Raw genomic sequence first — 860 nt, 5'->3', positions numbered from 1 at the left:
GAGCAGCGGCGTCGCTTGCCGCGCCGCACAAGGCGCCTGCACCCTGACAGCGAGCTATGGCAGGTGGTAGTGAAGATGCTCGCCAAGGGCTGGTCACCACAGCAGGTAGCCGCCAGACTGAAGATCTTTTGGCCAGACAGACCGGAACGCCACGTGAGTCACGAAAGCATATACCTCGCTATCTACGCCTACCCGCGCGGAGAGTTGAAACGACAGCTGATTGCCTACCTGCGTCAGGGCAAAGCTAAACGCCGCCCACGCAGCGTCAGTGCCGCTCGTCGAGAGCGCTACCCGGCTGAGCAGAATATCCGTAATCGCCCCGAAGACGTCGAAGGGCGGCAGGTCCCAGGCCACTGGGAAAGCGACTTGATTATGGGGGCTGGCAACCGTTCAGCAGTAGCGACAATGGTTGAGCGCACTAGCCGCTTTGTGATCTTGGCGAAGCTTGATGCACCTACAGCGGATGCCGCGCTGGAGGCGATGACTCGGGAGCTTGCACGGATGGCGCCATCGCTGTTGAAAACCATAACGCACGACCAAGGCAGCGAAATGGCACGCCATGCAGAGCTTTCCGCCCGCACAGGGATGAACATTTACTTCGCCGACCCACACAGCCCTTGGCAGCGTGGCAGCAATGAGAATACCAATGGCCTGCTGCGGCAGTATCTCCCCAAGGGTACAGACTTATCGCTGGTAAGCCAGGAGCGTCTGGACGAGATCGCCGAGCTGCTCAATACTCGACCCAGGCAAACCTTGGGCTGGAAATTCCCTGTCGAGGTGCTGGTTGAATACCTCCAGCTACAGGCCACTAACCAGCTGGGTTCAATTCACTGATGTTGCACTTGGAACTTGAGGCGGCC

Annotated in this window: 1 protein-coding gene; it reads left to right on the top strand. The window is 59.2% G+C overall.

Annotation, left to right across the window (positions count from 1 at the left end):
- The coding region (locus tag CNQ84_RS20245) for an IS30 family transposase (protein WP_096006542.1) at positions 1-834 on the top strand (834 nt) is incomplete at its 5' end.
- Positions 835-860 lie beyond the last annotated feature (26 nt).

Source organism: Pseudomonas abyssi, from assembly GCF_002307495.1.
Taxonomy (GTDB): Bacteria; Pseudomonadota; Gammaproteobacteria; order Pseudomonadales; family Pseudomonadaceae; genus Halopseudomonas; species Halopseudomonas abyssi.
This window is presented reverse-complemented; position numbering and strand designations above follow the sequence as displayed.